Here is a 25858-nt window from a genome sequence, read left to right as displayed (position 1 = left end):
GTTGAACTGGCCCTTTTTATTTAAAATATTGTCATGGTTGATTTACTGGCAATTTGCAAAGACTGTAAAATAGACTTCTCTAAAACAGTGGTTATTTGCAATGACCCTGGCGGAACAGCCAACTATTTGCACATTAGGCCTAAGGAGTTTACTAGATATGCAAAAGAAGATTTCCTATGCAGAGATAACAGAGCATTGATTAACGCAATATCCAATGCTAAGAGAGCCATAGACTGTCAAATTGATACGGCATTTAATCATTTTGGTATAAGTTTCGATACTATACCAAGCGCTGCTCATGACTACTGCAACCATTTTAATTTTAGTAATAAAGATTTACCGCTAAAGTTAAGGCTTATACAGTCAATGAGTTTTACGCCCAGCGGACTACTATCAAATATTAGAAATTTAAGGAATAAGTTAGAGCATTATTACGAAATACCTTCTGAAAGAGAAGTACAAGACGCCATTGAACTTGCTGAGCTTTTCGTACTATCTATGGAGCATAAAATTAGCTACATTGAAAGAGGACTAATTATAAGCAGCTCTGATTTTCATCAATTAACTGGAAATGAGAAAGACATTAGCCTAAGAAGCATTGATTATTATACCGGAAAAACATATAGTAATAGAGTTCATATTTCTTTTGATGAAGCAAAGAAGATATTCACAATTAAAGCTTATAAAAATAACAGGAAGCATAAAGAAGTATCATTTGATAGTAGTAACAAGCTTCACTATTGTTTCATCAATTTGATAAACAACTTGTCAGATGATATTGATACCCTTAATGGAATTAAAACCTTACTAAAAATCATAAACCATCCTATACCTGAATCTAGTATCAGAGTCAACTCTTATCTCTCTTAATTTACCCCATCATCTACTGCCCTAACTTCTTCAGATACTCTGCGGCGCTGGTGTTTTTGGGGTTGAGGGCTAAGGAGCGTTGGTAGTTTTTGGTGGCTAGCTCTTTGTTGCCAAGTTCAGCATAAGTTTCGGCGAGGCTGTCGTAGGTGTTAGCACTTTGGGGGTAGAGGCCTACGTTGAGCTTGAACACTTCCAGCGCGTCTTGGGGCTTGCCTTGGCTCAGGAGGCGGTAACCCCAGGCGTTTACCTCGTCCTCGGGAAGTTGATACTTGGGGTTCTTTTTCTTTTCCTGCTTCACCAAGGCGGTAGCTTGCGCGAAGCCGCGCTTGCGCAGCTCTTGGTGCAGGGCCAGGATGGTGGGCGGCAGGCCGAAGCCGGCAGTGGCGCGCATGTCGAGGAGGTAGTGGGCAGCAATTTCATCTATGAAGTTGTCGGGGTTGGCACCCTGCAGGTTCGTCAGGACGATGATGGCCAACTCATCCTGGGGGTACACAAACAGAGCGTTGCGGCCCCCTCCTACCGGCGCCACGGCCGGGTGCTCGGGGCGGGAGATGGTAGGCCACCCCAGCGCATAGCCGTTCAGGTAGCCGCTAAAGCCCCGGTGGGTACCATTGTTCAGAACGCCTGGCGTCCAGAGAATGGGCAAACTAGCGGCTTTCAGCATTTTCCCCTGTTGCAGGGCAATTACCCAGCGGGCCAGTTCCTCAGCGGTAGAGTTTAGACCAGCGGCGGTGCGCAGAAAAGGCGGAAACGTCTCAAACACATTCCGCAGCTCTTTGGAGCGGCCCATCTTCCCATCTACCATGTGGAAGAAAGTATAGCCCCGGGCGGCGTGGGGCACCACATCGTGCGCATCGCCAAACATGGTGCGCGGCATCCCAACCACGTTGAGCTGGCGCTCCTGAATAAACTGCGCAAAGGGCTGCCCACTGAGCTTATCAATGATTTTGCCCAGCAGAACGTAATTGGTTTGGTTGTAGGCGAACTTTTCGCCCGGCTGAAAGTCCATGGGCTTAGCCTGGACAGCCGCCCAGGCGGCGCTGGCAGTTGCTTCCGTCACCATATCGTCATCAGACATAATATCGGGTAGGCCGGAGGTATGGGTAAGCAGCTGCCGGACGGTTACGGGTTGCCACGCTGCGGGTAGTCCACTCAGGTAGCGCGAGGTGGGAGCTGCCAGGTCAAGCATCCCGGCTTCTACCAACTGCATTACGGCCACGCCCACGAAGGCCTTGGTGATGGAGTTGATGGTGAAGCGGGTTTGTTGGGTCACGGGCAGCGAGTCCTGAAGATTGGCCAGGCCATACTGGCCTAGCTTCAGGACTCTGCCTTTCTGCACAACAGCCAGTTGTAGGCCAGGTATCCGCTGCTGCCGCATGCGCGCCTCCAGGAAAGCATCGAGCGTATCGGCGGGGGTTTGCGCTTGGGCTTGTCCGTACCCACTTAGTAGCAGCAGCAGAACTGTTGTCACCCGGCTGAGCCAAGTAGTGCGTGTGTATTGTTTCATAGAATCGGGCGAGCGAGCATCCTGCTCAGTGCTTTTGTGGGCAAGATGCCCGCATGGCATATAGGGTTGCCTATATAGTTATTTTTCTCAGCGAGTAGCCTGGCAAATTTGGTAGTCTCTGCCTGAGCTAAGACCCATCTAGTAAACCACATTTTACTGTTGCCGCCTGTAGGCCCAGGCCTCTTTAGTAAATCTTCAGGCCGTTTGAGGAGGAGCGCTTAGGTGGCCTAGCGTTTCGCTGGTGCAGCTCTGGGGCAGGCACCTGGTGGCCTTGCTCATGAAGGAGCGGTCTGCCTCATCTATGTCTCCTCGCCAACAACGCTGGCCGCCGTATCTTGCGGCTTCATCTGCTGCAGACGGGTTTATGCTTGCTTATTTGTTCCGTACTCCGCTGGGACGCTTACGCGTAGTTGGTTTTCTGGAAGGTGTGTCCTTTTTGGTGTTGCTGGGCATTGCGATGCCCTTAAAATATGCGTTTGGGGAACCAGCGGCCGTACGGCTGGTGGGCATGGCCCACGGCGTGCTGTTTGTGCTGTATGTGCTGCTGGTAATTCAGGTGAGTATAGAGCGTAGCTGGTCGTGGCGCAAGGCCCTGCTGGCGCTGGTGGTATCGGTGGTGCCGCTTGGCACGTTCTGGGCTGAGAAGAAGCTCTTTCAGGAGTAGCACGCGAGGAGCGGAGTGGCCTAGCGCGACTTATGTGTTGCCTTGCAGTATTACCACTCGTGTATATTGTTTACAGCCTGGCAGAAGCAGTAGTTTGGGCCGGTTGGTGAAGTGAGTAGCCAGTATAATTTTTTGAATAGATGGCCCTGTAACCTGCTTTGTAAATAAAGGCGTTAGGGAGCGGTGTGGCTAGGACAATAGCAGGAGAAAGTACAGGACTGGTATAAGCGGCTGGTCGCTGGAAGCAAGATAATGAGACGCAGGTGCGCCCAAGTCCGTCAGGCTACCTAGTGACTTAGGGCTGGGCCTGTTGCTAGAAAAGCGCTTTACCTAAGCTGCAGGCCAATCCTGAGCTGTGTAAAGCAGTAGCTGTTGCGCTAAAACCCACTTCTATAATCACTTGCATAATTCTAATGACATTATGCCCGCATATATGATTGTACTATTTTATTAATATTTATCCATTAGCCATAATTATTAACAATATTATAATCTTCAAATCCTATAATTGATTTAATTTTGCATTTCCGTAAGTCCTGATAGTCAGCGCGGAAGTTGTTCTAACGTTTTTTTCTTGCTGGTGTATGCCGAAATTTTTACGACGTGCTTTGCACTGTTGGTTACTTCTGCCATGTCTGGCCTTATGCCCGCTGCTCGCCGCAGCCGATGTTCAAGAAACATTTGACACTGGCAGCAAGCCCGCTTATTCTACCGGCACGGTAGCGCTAACTACCGGCAACTGGATTCTGGATGACGCCGCTTTGGGCAGCACAGAGGCCGATCATAAAAACGGGGCCCAAGCCGTACGCCTGCAGAAGAACGGGCGCCTGACCATGGACTTCTTTGTGCTTAACGGGGCCTCTACCGTTACCGTGCAGCATGCCATTTACGGCACCGATGCCAGCAGCAGCTGGGAGCTGTGGGCGCAGCCCGAGGCTTGCAACTGCGATAAATGGACGAAGGTGGGCAACACGGTTTTCACCACCAGCGCCACGCTCCAAACGGCTGCCTTCACCGTTAATATCTCGGGTAAGGTCAAGTTTGAGATTCGGAAAACTTCCGGTGGCCTCGCCCGCCTCAACCTGGATGATTTCTCGGTAGCGGATTACGGTATTGCGCCGCCCACTTCCAATAATATCAACCTAGCCCTGGGCAACCCCAGCGGTGCCACCACCGACCTCAACTACCCCAACAACTACCTGCTGGAAAAGCCCCAGTACGTGGTAGGCTACAACCGCGACGAGGGCAAGCCCAACTGGGTTAGCTGGCACGTTGATATCTCGGACCGTGACAGTAGCGACCGGCAGAACGACTTCCGCAACGACACCTCACTGCCGGCCGGCTGGTATCAGGTGCTGGGCACGAGCTACCAGGGCTCAGGCTTCGACCGGGGCCACAACTGCCCCTCCGCCGACCGCACTTCCACGGTGGAGAACAACTCGGCCACGTTCCTGATGACCAACATGATGCCCCAGGCCCCGGATAATAACCAGGGCCCCTGGGCTAGCCTGGAGAACTACACCCGTACTTTTCTGCCCGACAATGAAGTATACATTGTGTGCGGCAGCTACGGAATAGGCGGCACCGGCAGTAACGGCGGCGTAACCAGAACTATTGACGGAGGCCGCATTACGGTGCCTAATCGTACCTGGAAGGTAATAGTTATTCTGCCCGTGGGCGACAATGATGTCTCGCGCATTTCCACTACCACGCGCGTCATTGCCATTGATATGCCCAACACCAACGGCATCCGCAACACCGACTGGGGCACTTACCGCACCAGCGTAGACGCCATTGAGGCTGCTACCGGCTACGACCTGCTCTCGAGCCTGCCCGTGGATGTGCAGGCAGCTATTGAATCGAAAGTTGATGCGGGCCCTACCAACTAAGCCTCGCATTCAGTCTCACTTCTCCATTGGTTTTTGCGGCACTGCTGTCAGTATATGAAGCATACTTCTAATCATTCCTCTTTTTCCGGGCGAGCTAGAAAGCTGATTACCGGGCTCCTGACTGGCCTAGCCACTATGGGCCTGATACCTTCGCTTTCGGCCCAAACTACTGCCCCCGCTCCCCTGGTGCTGACCAGCGCCGCCCCGGTTACGGAGAATTTCAACGGCCTGGGCACTACACTCGGAACCCAGGTGCCCACGGGCTTTGTGCTGGCCAACGGGGCCAGCGTAAGCTATAGCAACGCTGCCAACACTACCGTTACCACGCGGGTAGGAGGCACCACAGGCAGTGGTGCGCTCAACGGCACCTCGGCGGGTGGCGCCTATAACTTCGCCGATGGCATTTCGGGCAGTTCCACCGACCGGGCGCTGGGTTTCCTTTCCAGCAGCTCCTTCACCTCGCCCCGCCACCTGCTGCTTGCCCTGCAGAACAATACGGGCGCTACTATTACTGACCTGACGGTGGCCTACGATATTGAGAAGTATCGTAGCGGCACTACCTCCTTTGAATGGCAGTTTTACACCAGCCCCAATGGCTCAACATGGACGCAGGTAAATAGCGAGCCCTTCCGCGGAGACGACGTTACGGCCGTAGTTAACCCGGCTACCTCAGTATCCAAAAGCCTTACTATAACTGGGTTAAGCGTGAAGGCAGGCGACGTTACGTACCTACGCTGGTCGTACGTGGGAGCGGGCAGCACCTTCTCTCAGGGCCTGGGGCTTGATAACCTCACCATCACGCCTACGCTTTCGGGCAGCCAGCCGCCGGCCCCGGTGGCATCCATTACTACGGGCAGCGTATCCGCTTCTTCTTTCTGCGTAACGGCTTCTGCGGGTAGCCCAGCCTTTGAGGTGGCCTACACCAGCACGGGCACCTTCACGGGTACCTATAAAGTGCAGCTTTCTGACGCCAGCGGTGTGTTTGCGGCTAACGCTACCAACATTATTGGCAGCGGCTCTGCCTCCCCTATTTCGGCTTCTATTCCGGCGGGTACGGCCAGCGGTACTCAGTACCGGGTGCGGGTGCTGAATGATGCCCCTGCTACCACCGGCTCGGCTGGCAGCGCTGCCCTTACGGTTAACCTTACCTCAGCCAGCAACCCGGTTACGATTTCGCCTTCTTCGCCGCAAACCATCACCACCACGGGTACCGGAGCTACGCTTAACGCCAGCGCAGCAACGGGCTCGGCTTTTGCCTGGCAGTATAGCACTAGTGCTACGGGTCCGTTTACCCCTATTGCCGGTGCTACGGCATCCATGTATCAGCTGAAAGGCGCTGACTTTGCCGGCGCTGGCACCTATTACTTGGTGGCGCAGGCCACTACTTCTACCGCATGCGGTAATGTAGCCGGGGTAAGTAGCCCGATTACGGTAACTGTGTCGGCTCCCGCACCTACTCCCGTACTATCTGTGTCGCAGACTTCGCTGCCGGCCTTTGGTGATGTTGCGGTAGGTGCTGGTGCTCCACCAAAGAGCTTTGTTGTTAGTGGCACCAACCTCACCGATAACATCACGATTACGCCTCCGGTTGGGTTTGAAATCCGGACGGGCACCAATCCGTTTGCGTGCTGCGCCATTGTGCTGTCGCCGGTACAGGGCCTCGTTCCGAATACTACCATTGAGGTACGGTTTACTCCTACTGCTGCGCAGGTTACCCAAGCCAGCATTCCGGTTGTTAACCCTGGCTACCTCAGCCAGCAAGTGGCCGTGAGTGGCACGGGCGTGGCCCCGGTTTACCCTGCCACGCTGGCTACCAAGCCCGTAGCAGACCTGGCCCCAACCAGCTTCTCAGCGGGCGGCACCATCGCCGATGATGGCGGCAGCGCCGTAACGGCGCGTGGTGTGGTGTGGAGCAAAACCCCTAACCCTACCCTGGGCCTGGCGCGCACCGTAGATGGCGCGGGCACGGGTGAGTTCAGCAGCACCATCACCGACTTACTGCCCGGCACCACCTACTATGTGCGGGCCTACGCTACCAACGGCACCAGCACCGCCTACGGCGACGAGCTGACGGTTACTACAGTAGCCGTGCCGCTGGCCACCGAGCCCACGGCCCCGGCCGCCCTCACGGCCAGCGCGGTAACCGCCACGTCGGTGCAGCTTACCCTAACTGGAGGCGCCAGCGCTACCAAGTACCTGGTGGTAGCCCGTATAGCGGCTCCCGTTGATGCGGAACCCACCGACGCCGTGACGTACACGGCCGATGCCGCTTTTGGCAAGGGTGGCACCTTGAGCAAGGGTAATTATGTGGTGTATAACGGTATGGAGCCTACCGTAACGGTGACCAACCTCCGGCCCAACACCCCGTATTACTTCACGGCTTTTGCCTTTAATGACAACAACACGCCCTACGCTGAAAACTACCTGACCACTACCCCCGGCACCCTGACGCAGACCACGAAAGCCGCTCCTATCGCACTACTTCTGGAGGAAAACTTTGAGTACACGGCAGGCACACTGCTAACGGCTAACAACTGGACCTCGCACAGTGGCACGGGCACCAAATCGGTGGCGGTGTCGGCTACTAACCTCTCGTATAGCGGCTACAGCGCCAACAGTGGCAAATCGGCGGCGTTGGTGGCGAATGGCGAAGACGTAAACCGGACCTTTAGCCCAGTGTATGCGCGCACCCCGGTGTATGTTTCGCTTCTGGTAAATGCCTCCTCCGTTTCTACTACCGGCGAGTACTTCTTCCACCTGGGTCCGCAGCCTATTGGCAGCACGTTCCGCAGCCGCCTGTTTGTGCGCAAAGAGGCCGCGAGTGGTAAGCTGCAATTTGGTGTCAGCAGCGGCTCGGGCGAAGTGAAGTACACCGATGCGGCGTATAACCTAAGCACCACCTATCTGGTAGTGCTTAAGTACAGCTTTGATGAGGCCAGCAACACCAGCACCCTCTTTATTAACCCTGCTACGCTGAATGAGGAGCCCACTGAGGCAGCTGCCAGCGCCACTGAAACGGGTACCACGCCTGCTGCCCCCAACGACAACATCGGCTCGGTGGCTTTGCGCCAGGGTTCTAATACCCCCGGGCTGCTGGTAGATGGCATCCGGGTGGGCACTACATACCGGGTGGTTCGTACCGGCCTGACTTGTCTCGATCCGGTACTGACGGTGCCAGCTATTGCCACCGTTTACAGCACCGCCGACCAGTGCGGTGCCTCGGTGGCTTTTGCCGCTACGGCTACGGGTGCTCCGGCGCCGGCCATCACGTACACCATCCAGCAAGAAGGCGCAACTACTGCTATTACCTCGCCCTACCTGTTCCCGGTGGGTACTACCGTAGTTACGGCCACCGCTGCCAACGAGTGCAGCACCGAGACCAAGACGTTTACGGTAACCGTGGAAGACAAGCAGGCTCCTGCCGTACTGACGCAGAACCTGACGGTAGCCCTGAGCAAAGGCGCCGCCACCATTACGGCGGCTCAGGTAGATAAGGGCAGCACTGATGCCTGCGGCATTGCTACCCTCACGCTGGACCGCACCGCGTTTAGCTGCGAGAACATTGGCGAGAATACCGTAACGCTCACCGTAACCGACATTCATGGCAACGTGGCTACCAAAACGGCTACCGTTACAGTTACGGGCGAAATTCCTGCGCCGGCCATTGCCGTGGTGCCGGGGTCTGGGGTGTATACGGGTGGCGTAGCTACCAACCTGTATCTGGGTTATGGCCCCAAGAGTGCTACCCTCTCGGCTACGGGCGGAGTGGCCTACAGCTGGAGCCCGGCGGCTGGCCTGAGCAATACCACCGTTGCTAACCCCGTCTTCACCCCGGCCATGCCCGGCACGTTTACCTTTACGGTTACCGTAACCAGCGCCTCAGGGTGCACTGCCAGCAAGAGCATAACACTAACGGTAATTGACGTACGCTGCGGCAATAAGAACGACAAAGTAACTGTGTGCCATAAAGGTCGCGAGGTATGCGTTTCGGCGGCAGATGTGGCCGACCATTTACAGCACGGCGACCTGCTGGGCGACTGCGTAAGCAGCACCTCGGCGCAAAGCGCGGCGCTGGCTGGCGGGACTACTTCTCAGACCCCCTTGTTCGAGGCCTACCCCAACCCCTTCACGGCGCAAACGGTGGTGCACTTCCGCACGGTTAAAACGGGAGCTGCTCAGCTCCAGATCTACAACTCGCTGGGACAAGTGGTGAAAACCTTCTACAGCGGCGTAGCTCAGAGCGGCCAGGAGTATGAGTTTACCCTTGAGGGCACTTCACTGGCACCGGGCCTTTATACCGGTCGCCTGGTGCTCAATGGGGAGGTGCAGACCTTACGCCTGATGCTGAATAAGTAATCAGCCCTTCTAACGGCTTGCATAACCAAAAGAGGACGCCCGAAACGGCGTCCTTTTTTGGTTATTGCTGAGCGGCAAACGCTGCGTATTTCAGGAACAGAGCGCTCCAACTGGCATCGGTTGTCGGCACCGGTAGCCTCCCCGCAAGCCAAGGCTGGCCTAGGCCCCTTGCCGCCCGGCCTGCGCCACCCGCGCCGTCACCAGCAGCTGGCCTACGTGCCGGGTCGTGTGCTCGGCAGCGTGCGTCAGTAGCCCTATTACGGTGCTGGGCAGTGCCTGCCGCCCCACTGGTCTAAACTCCGGCAGCACTACCTCGGGGGTTGTGCGCAGGGTGTGCAGCATCTGCTCTACGGCCTCCTGAAAGCGTTGTACCAGCGCCGTGGTGGTATCGGGAGTGCTTGGGGTAACGGGGCCGTCTTTTTCAGCCGCGAGGTAACGGAACTGCTCTGCGGAGAGTGGCTCGTGGCGGGCGTAGGTTTGCATGCGGTCCAGCACTCCCGACAGGTGGCGCAGGTGAAAGCCCACGGAGGCCACACCGGCCGGGCGTGCCGCCAGCAGCTCATCGGGGAACTGGCCTAGGGCAGCAGTTACCTCCTCGCGGGCCTGGAGCAGGGCGTGAGCTAGGGGCTGAAGCAGCGCCGGCATATGGGGCAGCGGGCCGCGCAGCCAAACTTCGGGGAGAGTAGCAGGAGTCATGATGCGTTAACCCGCCGTACTGGCCTAGAGTTACGTTTACGCTTGTCATTCCGGGCGAAGCGAGAAATCTGGGCTGGCTTCCGGGCCAGGCATCAGCTACCTGGTTTCGCTCAGGATGACAGCTTGGGCTGCATAAGTTTTCGGGGTGTCGTAGCTGATTCCACGCGGCTCAACTTAACTTTAAGGCCATGCTTCAACCTTCGCAGCGTGGCGTGGCGTTGCCCGCCTCCCCTTACCGCAAACTCAGTCCGTATGCCGATGCCGCCCGGCAGCGCGGCATCATTGTGCATCCGCTCAACATTGGGCAACCCGATATCGAAACGCCCCCGGCCATGCTGGCAGCGGTGCAGAATGCTGATATCCGGGTGCTGGAGTACGGCCCCACGGCGGGCACCGTAAGCTACCGCCAGAAGCTAGCCACCTACTACCAGAACCTGGGGCTGGATGTGACAGCAGAGGATATTCTCGTGACCACGGGCGGCAGCGAGTCTATCTCCTTCGCGCTACTGGCCTGCCTCAACCCCGGCGACGAGTTTATTGTGCCAGAGCCCTTCTATGGGCCGTACAACGCCTTCGCCATCTCTACCGGTACGCACGTGGTAGCCGTGGCCTCACACCTGGAAAACGACTTTGCGCTGCCCCCCGTGGAAGAGTTTGAGCGTAAGATTACGCCCCGCACCAAGGCCATTCTCATCTGCAGCCCCAATAACCCCACCGGCTACGTGTATAGCCGCCAAGAGCTGGAGCAGATCAAGGACCTGTGCGTGCGCCACAACCTGTTCCTGCTCTCGGATGAGGCCTACCGGGAGTTCTGCTACGATGCTACCTTCACCAGCGCCCTGCACCTGCAAGGCGCCGACGACCACGTAGTACTCCTCGACACTATTTCCAAACGCTATAGTGCCTGCGGAGCCCGCATTGGGGCGTTGGTCACCAAGAACAAGACCCTCCGCGACATTGTGTTTAAGTTGGCGCAGCTGCGGGTGTGCCCTCCCGGCCTGGGCCAGCTGCTGGCCGAAGCCGCCGCCGACCTGCCCGAAGACTACTTCGACCATACCAAGGCCGAGTATCTGGCTCGCCGCAACCTCATGGTAAGCCGCCTGCGCGCCATGCCGGGGGTGCGGTGCCCCCTGCCGCGCGGTGCGTTTTACGTGCTCTGCCACCTGCCCATCGACGATGCCGATCTGTTTGCGAAATGGCTGTTGGAGAAGTTTTCGTACCGCAACGAAACGCTCATGGTGTCGCCGGCTTCCGGCTTTTACGCCACCCCTAGCCTGGGGCGTCAGCAAATGCGCATGGCCTACGTGGTAAACCAAGACGTTATAAACCGCGCCATGGACTGCTTGGAGGTGGCCTTACGAGAGTACCCCGGCAGAAGTCATTAGGAATGAGCAATTGCGAATGAACAGTGAGGAATGGGTTATTGCGCCTCAAGTGCTGTCCGTTTCTCATTGTTCCTTGCTCATTCTTACCTGTTCATTATTATCTTCTGGGCTGATTATTGCCTTCTGCCGCCCATGAACCGCTTTTTACCTCTCCTGCTTCTGCCGCTGCTGGGCGCAGCGGCCGGTCCTGGTCGCCAGGAATCTACTTCGGCTCGCCTGCTCACGCTGCGCATCAATGGGCAAACCGTAGCCACCGATACCACGAGCTCCCGCTTTTTCCTGAGCGACACCCGCACGCTGCGCCTGAACATCATCCGCCGCGACGACCCCGATGGTGAAGGCCTCACCATCCTGATTGACCGCTTCCCGATTCAGGCGGGCACCTACAGCTTCCAGGAAATACTGAGTGGCCGCAACCGCGACGCCTCGTACCGCTTCGGCAACACGGCCGCTTACTCCAAGTCGTGCCCCGATAACCCGGGCTCCGTGACCATTACCGCGGTGAATGGCGAGAAGCACTGGCTAGCTGGCAGCTACCGCTGCACCGTCTGCGAGTCGGGCCGTGGCGGCAAGCGTTTCACTATGGAAGGCACGTTCCGGTACCCGGTGGAGAAGGAATAACTACTGGCCACATGTGAGAGTGTGAAAGATGGCTGTTAGCTTTAAGCTTTCCTGACGCTATGTCTATGCCCCTCTCTCGCTCTCTTCGTCACCTAGCCGTGGCAACAGCTCTGCTAGTAAGTAGCACTTCAGTGGCTCTAGCTCAGAGCTCCTCCCCCGCCAACCATTTCGTAACCGATAGCCTCGACAGCTACATCCGGCGCGGCATGCGCCAGTGGCAAGTTCCGGGGCTGGCCATCGTGGTGGTGAAAGACGGCAAAGTGGTGGTGCAGAAAGGCTACGGCGTGCGGGAAGTGGGCAAGCCCGAGCCCGTGGACGCCAACACGCTGTTCATGATTGCTTCTAACACCAAGCTCTTCACGGGCACGGCCCTGGCGAAGCTCGATGGGGAGAAGAAAATCAGCCTCGACGAAAAAGTAACCAAGTACCTGCCCGACTACCGGCTCTACGACTCGCTGGCCTCGCAGATAGTGACAGTGCGCGACCTCATGAGCCACCACTTCGGGTTCAAGACCTTCCAGGGCGACTTCAGCTTCTTCAAATCCAATATAGAGCGCCCCGAGATTGTGCGCCGCATGCGCCTGATGAAGCCCGGCGGCCAGTTCCGGCGCGACTATGGCTACAGCAACTCGGGGTTTGTGGCGGCCGGCGAGGTAATACCTGCCGCTACCGGCGGCACCTCCTGGGAGAAGTATGTGCAGCAGAACCTGTTGCAGCCGCTGGGCATGAGCAACACCTATGTGAGCTCAACGGGGTTTGCGCAACGCCCCAACATTGCTTACGCCTACTCCAACACGTTTGGCCCCTTGGCCAAAGTGCCGTTTGATAACTGGGACAACATGGCCCCCTGCGCCAGCATGGTATCCAACGTAACGGACCTGGCCAAGTGGCTGCGCTTCCAGTTGGATAGTGGCCGCTACGAGGGCAAGCAGGTGATGCCCTGGGCGGCGCTACGCAAAACCCGCGACGCCAACACGGTTATCAGCAGCCGTAAATCAACCATCTACCCTACCCACTTCACTACCTATGGCCTAGGCGTGGAGGCCACCGACTACAACGGACAGCAAACGTTCTGGCACACGGGCGGCGCCTCGGGGCAGGTGAGCAACGTGTGCTTTGTGCCCGAAGCTGGCCTGGGCATTGCCATCCTGACCAACAACGACAACCAGAGCTTCTTTGAGCTGCTGCGCTACCAGCTCCTCGACAGCTACCTGGGCGTGCCCTACGTAGACCGCAGCGCCCAAGGCCTAAAGCGCAAGCAGCAGTACGAGGCCACCCAGGTTGACCCCACCAAAGCACTGGCCGCCCGGGTTGCCAAAAAGAACAAGTCAGCGCTGCCCCTGAGCGCCTACGTGGGTGAGTTTGAGAACAAGCTGTTTGGTCACATCATCATTACCCAGAAAGGCAAGCAGCTCCTGATTCAGTTTCCTACCCACCCCGGCCTGACCGCCACCCTCGACTACATGGATGGTCAGGAGTTCCGGACAACGTACTCCGACCTGGTTTTTGGAGTGATGCCCGCCAAATTTGAAGTGGAAGGCAACAAGGTAAAAAACGTGGAGCTTCGCGTGAACGACTACGTGGAATACGACCCGTATGTGTTCGTAAAGTTTTAGTGGCCTAGGCTACTATCAGCCACAAAAAAGACTGCTCCCCCTTCGCATTGGAAGGGGGAGCAGTCTTTTTTGTGGCTGACAGGAAGCAGTCCGTCATGCTGAGCGCAGCCGAAGCATCTCTACCGCTTCGGCTGGTTTGTGACTCAACGTTAGCGGTAGAGATGCTTCGACAAGCTCAGCATGACAATTATTGGCACTACGAGGCGCGGCCTATTAAATCGTAGCCAGATCCAGCACGAAGCGGTACTTCACATCGGACTTGAGCATGCGCTCGTAGGCCTCGTTGATGTAATTCATGGGAATTATTTCTACATCAGACATGATGTTGTGCTCGGCGCAGAAGTCCAGCATTTCCTGGGTTTCCTGAATACCACCGATGAGGGAACCTGCAATGCGCCGGCGCTTGGCAATGAGGTTGAAGGCATGCAGCTGTGGCGCTTCAGGTGGCACACCCAGCAGCACCATGGTGCCATCAAGGCGCAGGGTGCTGATGTAGGGCGTGAGGTCCATGGTAGCCGACACGGTGTTGATGATCAGGTCGAAGTAGTTCGATACTGATTTCATCGAGTCCTTATCCTTGCTCACCACAAACTTGTGAGCACCTAAGGCTTTGGCATCAGCCTCTTTATCAGGTGAGGTGCTGAAAACGGTTACTTCGCAGCCCAGGGCGGCGGCAAATTTTACGGCCATGTGCCCTAGGCCACCCAGGCCCATCACGGCTACCCGGTCGCCGGCCTTGGCTTTCCACTGGCGCAACGGCGACCAGGTGGTAATGCCAGCGCACAGAAGAGGTGCTACGCGGGCCAGATCCAGCTTCTCGGATACGTGCAGCACGAATTTCTCGGTAACTACCACTTGGTTGGAGTAGCCACCGTAGGTCACGGTGCCGTCGCGGTCCTGGGCGCCGTAGGTACCCACGAAGCCCTCGTCGCAGTATTGCTCCAGGCCCTCGTTACACTCAGGGCAGTGCTGGCAGGAGTTTACCATGCAGCCCACACCGGCCAGGTCGCCGGCCTTAAAGCTTTTCACGTGCGAGCCCACTTCTACCACGCGGCCCACAATCTCGTGGCCGGGTACCATGGGGAATACGGAGCCGCCCCACTCGTCGCGCACCTGGTGCAAATCAGAGTGGCACACGCCACAGAACAGAATTTCAATACGCACATCGTGGTTGCCCACGTCGCGGCGCTGGAAGTCAAACGGAACCAGGGGAGCACTTACGGCCGGAGCCGCATAGCCTTTAGCATCAATCATAGAGGAGTTGGTTGTAGAGCAGGAGCGAAAAATTTCGGTGCGAAGTCTATAAACCGCTGTACACCCCGGAAGGTTTGTGCCCCATGCAACCTAGCGGCCAGAATAGTCGTGTTTGCTTCGTTAACTCAGCTTGACGCTGTACCTTACCTGCCTCTAACCCTCCCCTCGTTTTTGCTCATGACTCCGCAAACTGAACAACTCCCTTCCACAACGGACCTGAAACGTAACTCGCTAGGCCTGCGCATCTGGCATTGGTCTAATGCTGCGCTGGTTTCGGCCCAGCTGCTTACCATCGTGTTTATGTCGGTCATTATCAAGGTGAAAGGCCTGGCCCCCGACTTCAGCAAGGCCCTGGCGAAGAAAGGGGTAGATATGGCGCCCGATCAGCTGCGCAGCCTCACCAGCATTGTGGCTCACCGCATCTGGGACTGGCACATCTGGATTGGCATCACGCTGGCCTCTTTCCTGGCCTTTCGGGTGGTGGTGAGCTTTCTGCAGAAGGGCGGACAGCGCACGGCCGGCAAGCTGGCTCGCCTGAAGGCCCGGGCTGCCCAAGGTGACCCAACCGTGGGCAAGGCTGTATGGGTTCGTTACTCTTACCGCGTGTTCTATGTGATACTGGCCGTGATGGTACTAACAGGCCTGATTCTCGTGTTCGAGGATTATTTCAGCAGCATCGAGCACACCGTGAAGGAAATTCATAATGTTACCATGTACCTGATTATTGCCTTCGTAATAGCGCACATTGTGGGCGTTGTACGCGCCGAGGTTACCACGGAGCCCGGCCTTACCTCAGACATGATTCACGGCGGCGAACCGGCTGACAACGCGTGAGCACACCTGGCCTAGTGGCCTGCCTGAAGCCCACGGCCTGCTACTGCTAGCGGCCGTGGGCTTCTTTCGTTTCCTTAGTTTTGGCGGCCCGTAGCGGCTCCTAGGCGTTCATGACTGCTTCTGCTCCTTCTACTACTGCTCCAAACGCGTGGCGGGCCATTGTGCTGGGCACGCTGGGGGCCTGCTTCTTCTCCTCCACGTTTCTGCTGAACCGGCTCATGGCCACCAGCGGTGGCCCCTGGGTCTGGACGGCCGTGCTGCGCTATTCCTACATGGCGGTGCTGCTGACGGGGTGGCTGCTGGTGCGCGGCCAGTGGCTGGCTTTCTGGCATTTCTGGCGCGGCACCTGGCGTACGTGGGTGCTGTGGGGCACTGTTGGGATTGGCATATTTTACTCGCTGGTGGCCGTGGCGGCCCAGTATAGCCCGGCCTGGCTAGTGGCTGGCTCGTTTCAGCTGGTGTTGCTTTCGGGCCTGTTGATTACGCCCTTCGTGTACCACGACCACCGCGCCCCGCTCAACTTCCGGGCCCTGCGCATGGCGTCGTTGGTGGTGATTGGCATTGTGCTCATGCAGGCCGATAACCTCCGTCAGGGCTTTTCCGGGGGCGCGCTGCTGGGGTTTGGCCTCACGGTAATTGCCACCTTCCTTTACCCGCTGGCCAACCGCAAAATTCTGGTATTCCTGGAAACGCAGCCCATCCGATTGAATGCGGGCCAGATGGTGCTGGGGCTTACCCTGGGGAGCTTGCCGTTCTGGGCAGTGCTGTCGGGGATAGGGCTAGCCACGGGTACGGGCCCTACGCCGGATCAGTGGCGCTACACCTTCATTATTGCCGTGCTGGCCGGGGTATTGGCTACCAGCTTGTTCTATTACGCCTTGGCACTGGTGGGCAACAATGCGCCCTTGCTTGGGGCTGTGGAGGCTACGCAGTCGGTGGAGCTGCTGGCCACAGTGGCCCTGGAGGTTACGCTGCTGAGTGCGCCTTTGCCTTCACTCATCAGCTGGCTGGGCATGGCGCTGGTGGTGCTGGGCATTGGGCTCTATGCCCGCCTGCGGTAGCGCACAAGTGGCCTAGGAGGTAGCTTTGTCCATTTGCGCCTGGGCATCGTGCTGGGTGGTGGCTTGCTGCACGGGTGGCGCCTCTTGGGCGCTGGGCTTCTGCCAGCCATTCTGCAGCATCTCCTCTACCTGAGCCCGCAGCCGCTTCATCGACTGCCGCGAGAACCGTTTCTGGAGCATGCGCCCAAACAGCCGGAAGCCAATCCAGTAGAAAGGGTTGCGAATGCGGCCGGTTTGGGAGAAGGCGTGAATGTGAAACAGCACCCGGCCCGTTGTGAGGTTTTTGTGGATGGTGAAGTCAATTTGTCCGCGCTCAAAATGGCCTTCCAGGGTGCGGTAGTTGTAGCCCCACACCTGCTCGGTTTCGCCGTTGGGCAGGGTGCGCTGTTCATCCGTGACGCTCCCAATGCGCACCCCAAACCAAAATGTAAAGAATAGGAACTGCCCCCGCAGCACCATCACGCGCTGTTCCAGGGGCTGATCGGGCAGAAAGATACCCGTGATAAGGCCCGGCGGTGGAAAGGTGTAGTTGCGCAGCACCTCGCGGGCTGCCGCCCAGGAGCCTTGCGCAGCCGGCGGGCCGGGCTGCTCAGGGGGCAACTCCGTTTCGTAATCATCTACGCGCCAGCCATGCTCGGGGGTATAGTCGGTGGCCTGGTCAAGGTCGAAATTAATGTCGGCGTTGGCGTAGGCTTCCAGGCGGGCTTTCTGGCGCTCATACAGTGGCACTGAGTTAGGCATCGCGCGAGACGTTGGTTTCCGAAGCAGATTGCTTTACTGTTTCTACATGCACCGGGCCCAGCAGGAGGCCACCGCACTTCTCGCCCACCCGCTGGCAGAAAGTTTCCCAGGTTTGCTGCTGCACGCGCTTGCCCATGCCCAGGGTGTCATAGGTGAAGGCCACGAGGCCGTCGCGGGAGCGGGCCCAGGAGTGAATCTCAAAGCGAATGGTATTAGGTAGCGAAGGGTGCGGGCACAGCGTGAACCGAATGCGGCCCGCCTCGGGGTGGCTCTCCAGCGTCACCAGCTCAAAATAGTCGGCCCCAATCTCAGATACGCGCACATCGCCGTTCCAGGGCCCTAGAATCTTGATGCGAAACTCGTCATCCACGTTGAGCTCATGCTCCTGGCCTTTCTGTTTTTTAAAGTCGGCCAGCAGATCAGGCGAGAACTCCGGAATGTTGTCTTTGACGTGGTTGAACAGCTCCGGCGCTGCTTGGCGCGGATGCTGCACATCAATCCAGTAGCGGCGTTCAAATAACGGGCCGCTGCCGGTATGGGCGGGTTGCTCGGGTTTGTTCATGACAGGGAGAGTGCAAGAAGCATGTAGGCCACTAACGTAGCCGCCGGAGCCGGGGTTAACGCGCGGCTGCTACGCGGAGTGGCCTAGCGGTAGTTCTGGCGGGCGGGACCTCACCCCCGGCCCCTCTCCTCAGGGAGAGGGGAGCCTGACGAAACAGAACCTGGCGCATATGCTGAGTGTACGCAGTACCTAAGGCAGCATTGTTGATTACTAATGGTCGAATGCTCATTGTCTCCGTGGCTCCCCTCTCCCTGAGGAGAGGGGCCGGGGGTGAGGTCCCGCCCGCCAGAACAAAACACTCTACACAAACACGAGAACCCAGCCGGCCTTCCGGGAGTACACGTCAACTCCCCTCCTTCCGATCTGCTATGCCGTACTTCCGCCCGTACACTCCTCCCGCCGACCCCACCATCGTTAGAGACCTCACGCGCCTGCAGGAGGACATGCGCAGTCGTGTGCGCCAGGAGCCCCTGGCTGCTGAGCCCACCCTCATTGCCGGCTGCGACTCGTCGTTTCCCACGCCCGAAACCATCCTGTCGGTGTTCGTGCTGCTGCGTTTCCCGACGCTGGAAATCGTGGAGAAAGTCTACTCTACCAGCGTGGTGGAGCTGCCTTACATTCCGGGGCTGCTTTCCTTCCGCGAAGCGCCCAATGTGATAATGGCCTACGAGAAGCTGCAGCAAAAGCCCGATGTGATAATGGTAGATGGCCACGGCATTGCGCACCCACGCCGCATGGGCATTGCCGCGCACCTGGGCGTGCTGCTTGATAAACCTACTTTCGGGGTGGCCAAGCAAAAGCTTACCGGGAACTACGTAGAGCCTGGCCTCACTAAAGGCAGCATTTCGCCCCTGACAGATAAAAACGGCGACCTGCTGGGCGAAGTAATCCGCAGCAAAGACAAAGTAAATCCGCTGTTTGTGAGCCCGGGTCACCGCTGCGACCAGGCCACCGCCACCCGCCTCACGCTGGCTTGCCTGCGCGGTTATAAGCTCCCCGAGCCCACCCGCCTCGCCGACCATTGGGCCGAGGAATTCAAAAAAGAAGTGCGGTAACGCTGCGCCCTAGGCTACTACAAGGCATCAACTGGGCGTGGCCGCATCAGCTTCACACCTGTTTAAAAGCCGTTTGCAGTTTCTCCAACGACTCCGCCGCTTCCGCCGCCAGGCCTAGCAAACGGGCAACTGCACCATATACTACTTGCGGTCCGCTGGCTTCCTCTACTATGCCTCGCTGCTGTCCCGCCTGGGTCGACTTGGATAGCTTCTGGCCCTGCGCATTTAGCAGCAGGCCGTGGTGCAGAAACTGCACCTGGCAGAACTGCTGCGCCTGCGGCAGATACTGACTTAGCCAGAGCTGAGCAGCCGTGCTGGGCAGCAAATCCAGCCCCCGCACGATGCAGGTGACGCCCAACCGCACATCATCCAACACTGAGGCTACCTGGTAGGCGGCTGCACCATCCTTCTTGCGTACCACAAAGTCGCCCAGCACCTGGCCTAGCGGCACGGCTACGGGGCCTTGCCAAAGGTCGGAGAAGGTGATTGGGGTGGCTTCCGGCACGTGGGCACGCCAGGCCGTGTCGGGGGTAGTAGCGGGCAGTAATAGGGGGCGGCAGGTGCCAGGGTAGCGGCCATCAGGCAGGGCTTGACGGGCCAGTTCAGTGCGGGAGCAGCGGCAGGGGTAGAACAAGCCAGGGTGAGCAGCCAAGGCGGTCTGCAGCGCAGCCTCGTACTGGCCTAGAAAGTGGCGCTGCGAGTAGTGCCGCTCGAACTCATCGGGGCCGGCAGGGCCAAGGTCGTAGTCGAGACCGAGCCACTCCAGGGTGCGGAAGATGTTCTCCAGGTACGCCGGCCGGAACCGGGTGCGGTCCAGGTCATCAATGCGCAGATGCAGCTGCCCGCCCGCCCGGCGCACCAGCAGCCAGGTTAACGTAAAGTTGACAGCGTTGCCCAAGTGCAAAAAGCCGCTGGGTGTGGGCGCCAGGCGCGATACAACGGGAGCAACGGGAAATTCCATAGGCCAGTCGGGTGGCAAAGTGCACTTCGAAAGGCAAATCTAACGTCTCCGCTTGTATGCCTGCTGCTTACCTCAGTCCCATTCTCTCTCCTTACATTACTGTGCATAAATCAATTGCGGGGACTGGTAGGGCCCAGCCAGGCCTCCCATAAATATATATAGCGAAAAGGCGAACTTCTGACATCAAACCTATGTATGTACATATATTAGCTGTATCTTTGATTCATCCTTACTGGCTTAGGCCACTTTTTAACTCGATATGCAAACGCTCCTTCATACCGCCAACACGCGCGGACACGCCAGCCACGGTTGGCTTAATTCCTACCATACGTTCAGCTTCGCCGGCTATAATAACCCCCAGCGGGTACACTTTGGCGTGCTGCGCGTGCTGAACGATGATACCGTGGCGGCGGGCATGGGCTTTGGTACCCACCCCCACGACAACATGGAAATCATCAGCATTCCGCTGGAGGGCACGCTGGAGCACAAGGACAACGCCGGCAACCACGGCATCATCCGTCACGGCGATGTGCAGGTGATGAGTGCCGGCACCGGCATTGCGCACAGCGAGAAAAACCACAGTCAGACTGAACAGGTAAAATTCCTGCAGATCTGGGTGTTCCCCAACAAGCGCAACGTGCAGCCGCGCTACGACCAGCAGGCCTTTGAGGCCGCTAACCGCCATAACCAGTTCCAGCAGGTGCTCTCCCCCAACTCCGATGATGCGGGCGTATGGATTCATCAGGATGCTTGGTTCCATCTGGCCGACTTCGACGCCGGTTTTGTGGCCGAGTACCAGGTGAAGAAGCCCGGCAACGGCGTGTATGTATTTGTGCTGGAAGGCGACGCCACGGTGGCCGGTCAGGCCCTGCACCGCCGCGACGGCTTTGGGGTATGGGATACCGCTTCCTTCACCGTAAAAGGCGACACCGACACCCGCCTGCTGCTGATGGAAGTACCTATGGAGCTTCGATAAACCGCTGCTTCTGGTTTGGTGCTGAGACCAGCTTTAGCCATGGGCTAAACATTTGTCCCCGCTTGCGGGTGATGATACCACTGTGCAGCAGCCCAGTGTTTTTTACTGATTTTACTCTCAACATTTCGGCCCTGGCCTATCAGGCCAGAGCCCCGGAATGCCTTTTTACCCATGAAAGACGCCACCACAGTTTATCCTGTTCAAGAGAACATCCGCAAGCGCTGGAGCCCTCGCTCCTTCGCCAACAAACCAGTAGATCAGGAAATCCTGAACCAGGTATTTGAGGCCGCCTCCTGGGCTGCCAGCGCCATGAACGAGCAGCCCTGGCGCTACATCTACGCCCACCGCTCCGATGAGGAAACCTTCCAGAAATTGGTAGACTGCCTGCTGCCGGGCAACCAGCCCTGGGCCAAGAACGCGCCCGTCCTGATTCTGTCTCTGGCCAAAACCCACTACGACAACGGCACGCCTAACGGCGCCGCCCTGCACGATGTGGGCATGGCCAACGCTAACCTTATCACCGAGGCCACAGCTCTGGACTTGTACGGCCACTTCATGGGCGGCTTCGACCGTGCCAAGACCACCGAGGTATTTCAGCTGCCCGAAGGCCTGCAGCCCGTGGTGATTATTGCGCTGGGCTACATGGGCGAGGCCGAGCTGCTGGAAGAGCCCTTCCTGAGCCGCGAGAAAGCGCCGCGTGCCCGCAAGCACCACGCTGATATTGCTTTCAACCAACACTTACCTGCCTAAACTATGCCCTTCCGCATCACTTCCGCCGCCGACCGGGGCCTCAAAGACATTGGTTGGCTGCAAAGCAACTTCTCGCTGAGCTTCGGCCCCTATGCCAATCCCGAGCGTTCCGGCTTCGGGCTGCTGCGCGTGTTCAACGATGACTTTGTGCAGCCCGGCAACGGGTTTGGCCTGCACGCCCACGCCAACATGGAAATCATTTCCATTATGCTGGCCGGCAGCATGAACCACCTCGACTCCCTTGGCTACAAGGAAGTGGTGCACAAAGACTGGGTGCAGATTATGAGTGCTGGCAGTGGCCTACGCCACGAGGAGCACAACGTAGGCGACGATGAGGTGAACTTCCTGCAGATCTGGATTGAGCCCAAGCTGCAAAACGTAACGCCCCGTTACCAGCGCCGCCATTTCCCGCAGGAGAAGCGCCGCAACCAGCTCACCACCGTGGTCAGCAATGAGGAGGGCACCGCACACTGCTGGATCAACCAGAACGCTAAGCTCTCTTTGGGATACTATGAGGCGGGCCAAACACTGGAATATTCGCTAAACCCACTCAACAAGGGCATATTTATCTTCGTGATGGATGGGCAGCTGACGGTGAACGGCCAAGCCGTTAACCGTCGGGAAAGCATAGGCCTGTGGGAAACCAGCCACCTTAACATTCAGTGCGAAGCCGAGAGCCAATTCATTGTAATTGAGGCGCCCATCAACCACTAGCCCAACCCAGAAATACCTCAGCAAAAAGCCTTTCTCCGGTGAGAAAGGCTTTTTTGCATTCAGGGTGTATAGCCCTGGCCCAGTATTCGGGCCGCAACTGGCTGATAGGTTGCAAGTATTAGTAGAAAATTTGGGGCAATGTTCCGTCATTTGTATATAATTCTCGCTTGCTTCCTGAATTGACTTTATGAAAATACCTCTCCTCACTGTGGCGTTAAGCAGTGCTCTTTGTGGTTTAGCCCACGCCCAGGAGCTGCCCTATCAGATGCCACCCCGAGCCATTGCCACCCTGGTAGATGCGGCCCCAATTCCGCGGGTGAGCTTTTCCTCTAATGGTCAGTGGATGCTGCTGCAGGATGTGCAGGCCATGCCTGCCATTGCCGATGTGGCGCAGCCGGAGCTGCGGCTGGCGGGCTTGCGCATAAACCCGCGCACCAACGGAAACAGCCGGGTGAGCTACTCTACTAACCTGCGCCTGCGCCGCCTGCCCGAGGGCAAGGAGCTGCTGGTGCAGGGTCTGCCAGCTAAAGCCCGCATCAGCGAGGTGCAATGGTCGCCGGACAACACCAAAATTGCTTTCACCCACACCACCGATAACCACATTGAGCTTTGGCTGGTGGATGTGGCCACGGCCTCGGCCCGCCTGGTGCCCAACCTGTTTTTGAATGGCATCTTCGGCTCCAGCTACGAGTGGACTTCGGACAGCAAAACCATTATTGCCCGGGCTGTAGTGGGTGGCCGCGGCGAGGCACCCAGCACTACGGTGGCACCTGCCGGCCCGGTAATTCAGGAGAACGTTGGTAGAGCCGCCGGCGCCCGCACCTACCAGGATCTGCTGCACTCACCCGTTGATGAGCGCTTGTTTGATTATTACGGCCTGGCCCAGGTAGTAAAAGTGGGTCTTGATGGCCGGATGGCTCCGCTGGGCCAGCCGGGTATTGTGCAGCAGGCATTGCCCTCGCCCAATGGCCGCTACATTCTGGTGAAAAAGCGCCACCGCCCCTATTCCTACACTCTGCCGGTGAGCAGCTTCCCCATGCGGGTAGAAATTCTGAACCTGGAAGGATTAGTAGTGAAGGAGCTGGCTGAGCTGCCCCTGGCCGATAACGTGCCCACCAGCTTTGATGCAGTGCCCACCGGGCAACGCCGCCACGGCTGGCGCGAGGATGCGCCGAACACCGTGTTTTGGGTGGAAGCTCAGGACGGTGGCGACCCTAAAACTACCGCCGACATCCGGGACCGGATTTATGCCCTGCCGGCTCCCTTTGACGGGCAGCCGCAGGAGTTGGCGGCCCTACCGCTCCGCTTCCAGAATATTTACTGGGGTTCCGATAAGTTGGCGCTGGTGGAAGGCGGCCGCTGGTCAGACCGTCACGAGACCATCTGGACCCTGGACTTAGCCACCAAAACGTCTCTGGCCCCCCTCTTCGACCGCTCTACTCAGGATACCTACGCCGACCCCGGCTCGCCCTACCTGCAGCGCAACACCTTGGGCCGCTACGTGCTGGCTACCGATGGCAACAGCGAAACGGTGTATCTGCTGGGCAACGGCGCCTCTCCTGAGGGCGACCGGCCCTTTGTGGACGAGCTAAACGTGCGCACCAAAAAAAAGCCAGCGCTGGTGGCGCTCTGAGGCCCCGTATTACGAAGTGCCCGTAGCTTTGCTTGACCTGAATAAGCATCAGTTCGTAACCCGGCGCGAGTCGGTGCAGGAGGCGCCCAACTACGTACTGCGTGACGCTCGCAGCACCAAGGTTACGCCCCTTACCAAGTTTAGTAACCCTTACGCCAGCTTAGGCAACCTGCAGAAGCAGGTGTTAAAATACAAGCGCGCCGATGGCGTAGAGCTAACCGCCAACCTCTATCTGCCCCCGAACTACAAGAAGGAAGACGGCCCCCTGCCCACACTGATGGAGGCCTACCCCGTAGAGTTTAAGGACAAGAAAGACGCCGGCCAGGTGAAAGGCTCGCCTTACACTTTCACGCGCCTAAGCTGGGGCTCCCCCGTGTTCTGGGTAACGCAGGGCTACGCCGTGCTGCAGGGCACCAGCATTCCGATTGTGGGCGAAGGCACTAAGGAACCCAATGACACCTACGTGGAGCAGCTCACGGCCTCGGCTAAAGCCGCTATTGATGAAGGTGCCCGCCTGGGTGTAGTAGACACCAAACGCGTGGCGGTAATGGGCCACAGCTACGGGGCCTTTATGACGGCCAACCTGCTGGCTCACACTAACATATTTAAAGCAGGCATTGCGCGCAGCGGCGCTTACAACCGCACCCTCACGCCCTTCGGCTTCCAGGGGGAGGAGCGCACGTATTGGGAGGCCCCGGAGGTGTACGGCCAGATGTCGCCGTTCAACTACGCCAATAAGATCAAGACGCCAATCCTGCTGATTCACGGCGAGGCCGACAATAACTCCGGTACGTTCCCGATTCAGAGCGAGCGGTTCTACAATGCCCTGAAGGGCCACGGCGCCACTGTGCGCTACGTAGTACTACCCGCAGAATCACACGGCTATGCAGCCCGCGAGTCTATCATGCACATGTTGTGGGAAATGAACTCTTGGCTTGACAAGTACGTGAAGAATCCTGCGGCCCCAGTGGCCACTCCTGAAGCCAACAATACGCCCGTAAAGTAAGCCGAGCTTACCCCTGTTTGCAGCAGCCCCCAAGCTCAACAGCTTGGGGGCTTTTGTTTGCCCGCGAGTGGCTCACAACTCTTTAACTGTAAGCACTTAAATAATCACGAACTTCTGACACAACCTGAACTTTAGCACTTACGTTTTAAGGCCCAAGTACCATTCCTTCCCCTTAAAACCCACACGTTTTATGAAGACGTTCAAAGGATATATCGCCATGGCTTCGGCCGTTTTACTGTTGGGTGCCACTGCTGCCCCTCAAACCGCCGAAGCGCAAACCAAGCCCAAGAAAACCTGGAGTAAAAAGGCTAAAGGTGCTGCCATTGGTGGTGGCGCCGGTGCTGTAACCGGCGCCGTACTGGGCGGCGGTAAAGGTGCCGTAGTGGGTGGCGTAGTTGGCGCCGCAGCCGGGGGCGTAGTCGGCCGCAACAAAGACAAAAAGAAAGACCCCGCTCGTTATCAGGCCTACAAAAAGTAGACTTACTTTTAACGCAACAAAAAAGCCTCTGACGATTGTCAGAGGCTTTTTTGTTGCGCTTAAGGGCACGAAACGACTACGTTTTACCAAGCTGTCCTATCGAAAAGTTGGTTGGAACAGCTCGCGTGCCGGTGTAGAGATGTAAATCCGCCTCTCTACACCGGCACGCGAGGAAGGTGGACTGCGCCCGTCACAACGTTCTGGGTTGTTCAGGCAGCTCTTTTAGCGT

At 57.7% G+C, this 25858-nt stretch carries 22 protein-coding genes; 16 read left to right on the top strand and 6 right to left on the bottom strand.

The genetic code is table 11. The annotated features are described in order from the left end of the window. Positions 1 to 33 precede the first annotated feature (33 nt). Positions 34 to 870 carry a hypothetical protein gene (locus HMJ29_RS10640; RefSeq protein ID WP_171591462.1) on the top strand — a complete coding sequence of 279 codons (837 nt, stop codon included), beginning with the start codon at positions 34 to 36 and terminating at the stop codon, positions 868 to 870. Between the two features lie 13 nt (positions 871 to 883). Here HMJ29_RS10640 and HMJ29_RS10635 read toward each other — a convergent pair whose 3' ends face one another. Next, entirely contained in the window at positions 884 to 2377 is a 1494-nt protein-coding gene (locus HMJ29_RS10635) for a serine hydrolase (RefSeq protein ID WP_171591461.1), read from the bottom strand. A 364-nt stretch (positions 2378 to 2741) separates the two neighbouring features. On the opposite strand from HMJ29_RS10635, the gene HMJ29_RS10630 reads away from it, so the two are divergent. The 3 genes from HMJ29_RS10630 (at position 2742) to HMJ29_RS10620 (ending at position 9286) form a co-directional block, all read left to right on the top strand. Then, positions 2742 to 3041, top strand: a complete 300-nt coding sequence (locus HMJ29_RS10630) for a DUF3817 domain-containing protein (protein WP_171591460.1) — start codon at positions 2742 to 2744, stop codon at positions 3039 to 3041. Between the two features lie 584 nt (positions 3042 to 3625). Further along, positions 3626 to 4930, top strand: coding sequence for a DNA/RNA non-specific endonuclease (locus HMJ29_RS10625; protein ID WP_244678666.1), 1305 nt, complete (start codon positions 3626 to 3628; stop codon positions 4928 to 4930). 54 nt (positions 4931 to 4984) lie between these two features. Beyond that, complete coding sequence (locus HMJ29_RS10620) at positions 4985 to 9286, top strand: T9SS type A sorting domain-containing protein (RefSeq protein ID WP_171591459.1); 4302 nt, start codon at positions 4985 to 4987, stop codon at positions 9284 to 9286. A 159-nt stretch (positions 9287 to 9445) separates the two neighbouring features. On the opposite strand, the gene HMJ29_RS10615 is transcribed toward HMJ29_RS10620, so the two are convergent. Next, a complete protein-coding gene (locus HMJ29_RS10615) occupies positions 9446 to 9982 on the bottom strand; it encodes a DinB family protein (protein ID WP_171591458.1) in 537 nt (178 codons plus the stop codon). Positions 9983 to 10170: 188 nt separating this feature from the next. Here HMJ29_RS10615 and HMJ29_RS10610 point away from each other — a divergent pair, with 188 nt between their 5' ends. The 3 genes from HMJ29_RS10610 to HMJ29_RS10600 all read left to right on the top strand — a co-directional run bounded on the left by HMJ29_RS10610 (position 10171) and on the right by HMJ29_RS10600 (position 13604). Beyond that, entirely contained in the window at positions 10171 to 11367 is a 1197-nt protein-coding gene (locus HMJ29_RS10610) for a pyridoxal phosphate-dependent aminotransferase (protein WP_171591457.1), read from the top strand. Between the two features lie 132 nt (positions 11368 to 11499). Then, positions 11500 to 11988, top strand: coding sequence for a hypothetical protein (locus HMJ29_RS10605; RefSeq protein ID WP_171591456.1), 489 nt, complete (start codon positions 11500 to 11502; stop codon positions 11986 to 11988). A gap of 65 nt (positions 11989 to 12053) precedes the next feature. Continuing rightward, entirely contained in the window at positions 12054 to 13604 is a 1551-nt protein-coding gene (locus tag HMJ29_RS10600; protein WP_171591455.1) for a serine hydrolase, read from the top strand. Positions 13605 to 13817: 213 nt separating this feature from the next. Here HMJ29_RS10600 and HMJ29_RS10595 read toward each other — a convergent pair whose 3' ends face one another. Then, complete coding sequence (locus HMJ29_RS10595) at positions 13818 to 14858, bottom strand: NAD(P)-dependent alcohol dehydrogenase (protein WP_171591454.1); 1041 nt, start codon at positions 14856 to 14858, stop codon at positions 13818 to 13820. A gap of 177 nt (positions 14859 to 15035) precedes the next feature. Here HMJ29_RS10595 and HMJ29_RS10590 point away from each other — a divergent pair, with 177 nt between their 5' ends. Together HMJ29_RS10590 and HMJ29_RS10585 are read left to right on the top strand one after the other, a co-directional pair. Further along, complete coding sequence (locus tag HMJ29_RS10590; RefSeq protein WP_171591453.1) at positions 15036 to 15692, top strand: cytochrome b/b6 domain-containing protein; 657 nt, start codon at positions 15036 to 15038, stop codon at positions 15690 to 15692. Between the two features lie 110 nt (positions 15693 to 15802). Then, positions 15803 to 16753, top strand: a complete 951-nt coding sequence (locus tag HMJ29_RS10585; protein ID WP_171591452.1) for a multidrug resistance efflux transporter family protein — start codon at positions 15803 to 15805, stop codon at positions 16751 to 16753. A 12-nt stretch (positions 16754 to 16765) separates the two neighbouring features. Here HMJ29_RS10585 and HMJ29_RS10580 read toward each other — a convergent pair whose 3' ends face one another. Both HMJ29_RS10580 and HMJ29_RS10575 read right to left on the bottom strand, forming a co-directional pair. Further along, the gene (locus HMJ29_RS10580) at positions 16766 to 17494 is read right to left on the bottom strand and encodes a DUF1990 domain-containing protein (RefSeq protein WP_171591451.1); all 729 of its coding nucleotides are present in this window, start codon (positions 17492 to 17494) and stop codon (positions 16766 to 16768) included. Next, positions 17487 to 18056 carry a hypothetical protein gene (locus HMJ29_RS10575; RefSeq protein ID WP_171591450.1) on the bottom strand — a complete coding sequence of 190 codons (570 nt, stop codon included), beginning with the start codon at positions 18054 to 18056 and terminating at the stop codon, positions 17487 to 17489. Before HMJ29_RS10575 ends, HMJ29_RS10580 begins: the two co-directional genes overlap by 8 nt. Positions 18057 to 18424: 368 nt before the next feature. Here HMJ29_RS10575 and nfi point away from each other — a divergent pair, with 368 nt between their 5' ends. After that, complete coding sequence (gene nfi, locus HMJ29_RS10570) at positions 18425 to 19111, top strand: deoxyribonuclease V (RefSeq protein ID WP_171591449.1); 687 nt, start codon at positions 18425 to 18427, stop codon at positions 19109 to 19111. A 52-nt stretch (positions 19112 to 19163) separates the two neighbouring features. On the opposite strand, the gene HMJ29_RS10565 is transcribed toward nfi, so the two are convergent. Continuing rightward, positions 19164 to 20072, bottom strand: a complete 909-nt coding sequence (locus tag HMJ29_RS10565) for a glutamate--tRNA ligase family protein (protein ID WP_171591448.1) — start codon at positions 20070 to 20072, stop codon at positions 19164 to 19166. Positions 20073 to 20331: 259 nt separating this feature from the next. On the opposite strand from HMJ29_RS10565, the gene HMJ29_RS10560 reads away from it, so the two are divergent. From HMJ29_RS10560 to HMJ29_RS10540, 6 genes are all read left to right on the top strand, one after another. Then, the gene (locus HMJ29_RS10560; protein ID WP_171591447.1) at positions 20332 to 21048 is read left to right on the top strand and encodes a pirin family protein; all 717 of its coding nucleotides are present in this window, start codon (positions 20332 to 20334) and stop codon (positions 21046 to 21048) included. A 171-nt stretch (positions 21049 to 21219) separates the two neighbouring features. Next, positions 21220 to 21798, top strand: a complete 579-nt coding sequence (locus HMJ29_RS10555; RefSeq protein ID WP_171591446.1) for a nitroreductase family protein — start codon at positions 21220 to 21222, stop codon at positions 21796 to 21798. A 3-nt stretch (positions 21799 to 21801) separates the two neighbouring features. Further along, positions 21802 to 22512 carry a pirin family protein gene (locus tag HMJ29_RS10550; RefSeq protein ID WP_171591445.1) on the top strand — a complete coding sequence of 237 codons (711 nt, stop codon included), beginning with the start codon at positions 21802 to 21804 and terminating at the stop codon, positions 22510 to 22512. Positions 22513 to 22699: 187 nt separating this feature from the next. Continuing rightward, positions 22700 to 24145, top strand: a complete 1446-nt coding sequence (locus HMJ29_RS20470) for a hypothetical protein (RefSeq protein WP_253805638.1) — start codon at positions 22700 to 22702, stop codon at positions 24143 to 24145. Positions 24146 to 24173: 28 nt separating this feature from the next. Then, complete coding sequence (locus tag HMJ29_RS20465) at positions 24174 to 25151, top strand: alpha/beta hydrolase family protein (protein ID WP_253805637.1); 978 nt, start codon at positions 24174 to 24176, stop codon at positions 25149 to 25151. Between the two features lie 190 nt (positions 25152 to 25341). Further along, on the top strand, positions 25342 to 25629 hold the full coding sequence (locus tag HMJ29_RS10540; protein ID WP_216634043.1) for a YMGG-like glycine zipper-containing protein: 288 nt from the start codon (positions 25342 to 25344) through the stop codon (positions 25627 to 25629). Positions 25630 to 25858 lie beyond the last annotated feature (229 nt).

Origin of the sequence: Hymenobacter taeanensis (genome assembly GCF_013137895.1) — a bacterium.
In the GTDB taxonomy this organism is placed as follows: domain Bacteria; phylum Bacteroidota; class Bacteroidia; order Cytophagales; family Hymenobacteraceae; genus Hymenobacter; species Hymenobacter taeanensis.
The sequence above is the reverse complement of the archived record's forward strand: the minus strand, read 5'-3'. Positions and strand labels throughout refer to the sequence as shown.

What these genes read in the sequence shown, in the direction of transcription:
- HMJ29_RS10640 (WP_171591462.1), top strand. Translation starts at nt 34, where the DNA reads ATGGTTGATTTACTGGCAATTTGCAAAGACTGTAAAATAGACTTCTCT.
- HMJ29_RS10635 (WP_171591461.1), bottom strand. Translation starts at nt 2,377, where the DNA reads ATGAAACAATACACACGCACTACTTGGCTCAGCCGGGTGACAACAGTT.
- HMJ29_RS10630 (WP_171591460.1), top strand. Translation starts at nt 2,742, where the DNA reads ATGCTTGCTTATTTGTTCCGTACTCCGCTGGGACGCTTACGCGTAGTT.
- HMJ29_RS10625 (WP_244678666.1), top strand. Translation starts at nt 3,626, where the DNA reads ATGCCGAAATTTTTACGACGTGCTTTGCACTGTTGGTTACTTCTGCCA.
- HMJ29_RS10620 (WP_171591459.1), top strand. Translation starts at nt 4,985, where the DNA reads ATGAAGCATACTTCTAATCATTCCTCTTTTTCCGGGCGAGCTAGAAAG.
- HMJ29_RS10615 (WP_171591458.1), bottom strand. Translation starts at nt 9,982, where the DNA reads ATGACTCCTGCTACTCTCCCCGAAGTTTGGCTGCGCGGCCCGCTGCCC.
- HMJ29_RS10610 (WP_171591457.1), top strand. Translation starts at nt 10,171, where the DNA reads ATGCTTCAACCTTCGCAGCGTGGCGTGGCGTTGCCCGCCTCCCCTTAC.
- HMJ29_RS10605 (WP_171591456.1), top strand. Translation starts at nt 11,500, where the DNA reads ATGAACCGCTTTTTACCTCTCCTGCTTCTGCCGCTGCTGGGCGCAGCG.
- HMJ29_RS10600 (WP_171591455.1), top strand. Translation starts at nt 12,054, where the DNA reads ATGCCCCTCTCTCGCTCTCTTCGTCACCTAGCCGTGGCAACAGCTCTG.
- HMJ29_RS10595 (WP_171591454.1), bottom strand. Translation starts at nt 14,858, where the DNA reads ATGATTGATGCTAAAGGCTATGCGGCTCCGGCCGTAAGTGCTCCCCTG.
- HMJ29_RS10590 (WP_171591453.1), top strand. Translation starts at nt 15,036, where the DNA reads ATGACTCCGCAAACTGAACAACTCCCTTCCACAACGGACCTGAAACGT.
- HMJ29_RS10585 (WP_171591452.1), top strand. Translation starts at nt 15,803, where the DNA reads ATGACTGCTTCTGCTCCTTCTACTACTGCTCCAAACGCGTGGCGGGCC.
- HMJ29_RS10580 (WP_171591451.1), bottom strand. Translation starts at nt 17,494, where the DNA reads ATGCCTAACTCAGTGCCACTGTATGAGCGCCAGAAAGCCCGCCTGGAA.
- HMJ29_RS10575 (WP_171591450.1), bottom strand. Translation starts at nt 18,056, where the DNA reads ATGAACAAACCCGAGCAACCCGCCCATACCGGCAGCGGCCCGTTATTT.
- nfi (WP_171591449.1), top strand. Translation starts at nt 18,425, where the DNA reads ATGCCGTACTTCCGCCCGTACACTCCTCCCGCCGACCCCACCATCGTT.
- HMJ29_RS10565 (WP_171591448.1), bottom strand. Translation starts at nt 20,072, where the DNA reads ATGGAATTTCCCGTTGCTCCCGTTGTATCGCGCCTGGCGCCCACACCC.
- HMJ29_RS10560 (WP_171591447.1), top strand. Translation starts at nt 20,332, where the DNA reads ATGCAAACGCTCCTTCATACCGCCAACACGCGCGGACACGCCAGCCAC.
- HMJ29_RS10555 (WP_171591446.1), top strand. Translation starts at nt 21,220, where the DNA reads ATGAAAGACGCCACCACAGTTTATCCTGTTCAAGAGAACATCCGCAAG.
- HMJ29_RS10550 (WP_171591445.1), top strand. Translation starts at nt 21,802, where the DNA reads ATGCCCTTCCGCATCACTTCCGCCGCCGACCGGGGCCTCAAAGACATT.
- HMJ29_RS20470 (WP_253805638.1), top strand. Translation starts at nt 22,700, where the DNA reads ATGAAAATACCTCTCCTCACTGTGGCGTTAAGCAGTGCTCTTTGTGGT.
- HMJ29_RS10540 (WP_216634043.1), top strand. Translation starts at nt 25,342, where the DNA reads ATGAAGACGTTCAAAGGATATATCGCCATGGCTTCGGCCGTTTTACTG.